At 76.4% G+C, this 1,325-nt stretch carries 2 protein-coding genes; one reads left to right on the top strand and one right to left on the bottom strand.

What is annotated here, in order from left to right; all coding sequences use genetic code 11:
• Positions 1 to 43: 43 nt before the first annotated feature.
• Positions 44 to 226, bottom strand: a complete 183-nt coding sequence (locus tag EAO76_RS43530; protein ID WP_148841717.1) for a hypothetical protein — start codon at positions 224 to 226, stop codon at positions 44 to 46.
• Positions 227 to 359: 133 nt separating this feature from the next.
• Here EAO76_RS43530 and EAO76_RS43535 point away from each other — a divergent pair, with 133 nt between their 5' ends.
• On the top strand, positions 360 to 1,265 hold the full coding sequence (locus EAO76_RS43535) for a hypothetical protein (protein ID WP_148841718.1): 906 nt from the start codon (positions 360 to 362) through the stop codon (positions 1,263 to 1,265).
• Positions 1,266 to 1,325: the final 60 nt, after the last annotated feature.

Here is a 1,325-nt window from a genome sequence, read left to right on the forward strand (position 1 = left end):
AGCCGGGGACGGGAGGAAGGAAAGGACGGGAAAAGGGGGCGGGTCAGGGGGCCGCCAGGTGCTCCGTGGCGTCCGCGCGGGCACGGTCCCTGGAGCGACGGGCCGGGCCGTACCAGCCGCAGCCGCAGCGGGCGGTGCAGAAGGAGCCGCGTTCCACCGTCGTCGGTTCGTGCGCGACGGGGGCGGGGGGAAGCGGGGGGACCTCATCGGCGTGTCGGTCGTACACCCGTCCACGGTACTGGTCGTGGCCCCCTGAGGTGAGGCCCGTGGGAACGGCGTGACGGGGGACACGGGCCGTCGTTAATCCGGAACGAACGAGCCTCTCGGGCAGGCGTTACATCGTTGGGAGTTGGCAGGCGATGCTGGTGCGGCAGCACAGGTCCAAGGGTGGTGCGCGGGCCGTCTGCGCCCTTGCCGTGGCGGGCGTGATGGCGGCGACCGGCGGGTGCTCGGGCGGCGGTGGCGGCGACCGGGCCGTGGCCGACGAGCGGGGCGGGGCCGACTCCCTCGACGCGGTGCACCGCGCGGCCGCGGTGCTCGCGGGCACGGTGACCGGCACCGGTACGGCGGTCATGTCCGGGGCCGCCGCCGGTCCGGGAGCCGCCGGGAGCGCCGAGGTGCGCACGACGATGGAGACCGCGGCGGGCGGTACGCGGGTGACGATCCGGGGCCGGGGGGTGTACGACTTCCGCCACCGCACGGGCCGGCTCACGGTCGTGCTGCCCGAGGGCGCCGCCGGTGCCGACGAGCGCCGCCCGGTCACCGAACTGCTGGCCCCCGGCGCCCTCTACATGATGAACCGCGGCGCCGGGGTGCCCGCCGACAAGTGGGTCAGGGTCGACACCACGACCCTGGCGGACGGCAATCTCGTCACCGGCGGGGCGACCGACCCGATGGCCGCCGCCGAACTGCTGCGCGGGGCGGACCGGGTGACGTACGTGGGCAGGACCGTGCTCGACGGGGTGCCCGTGCGGCACTACCGGGGGACGACGGACCTCGGGCGGGCGGCGCGGGAGGCCGCGCCGGAGTCGCGCGGGGCGCTGCGGGCGGCGGCGAAAGGGTTCCGCAGGGACACCGTGCGGTTCGACGCGTACCTCGACGACCAGGGGCGGCTGCGCAAGGTGCGCCACCGGTTCGGCTTCGCCGGCGAGGGCCCCGCGGTGGAAGTGGTGTCGACCACACTGCTGTACGGGTTCGGGGCGCCGGTCTCCGTACGGCTGCCGGACGACCGCGACATCTACACCGGACGCATCCGGCAGCGCTGACCGGGCGCGGCCCCGGCGGACGCGGCGAGCGGGAGCGGGAGTGGGGGGGCGGGGCCGCGG

Source organism: Streptomyces sp. sk2.1 (assembly GCF_008120935.1).
GTDB lineage: Bacteria > Actinomycetota > Actinomycetes > Streptomycetales > Streptomycetaceae > Streptomyces.

Bases quoted from the DNA above. Each gene is read 5' to 3' on its own strand.
- EAO76_RS43535 (WP_148841718.1), top strand. From the start codon at position 360: ATGCTGGTGCGGCAGCACAGGTCCAAGGGTGGTGCGCGGGCCGTCTGC.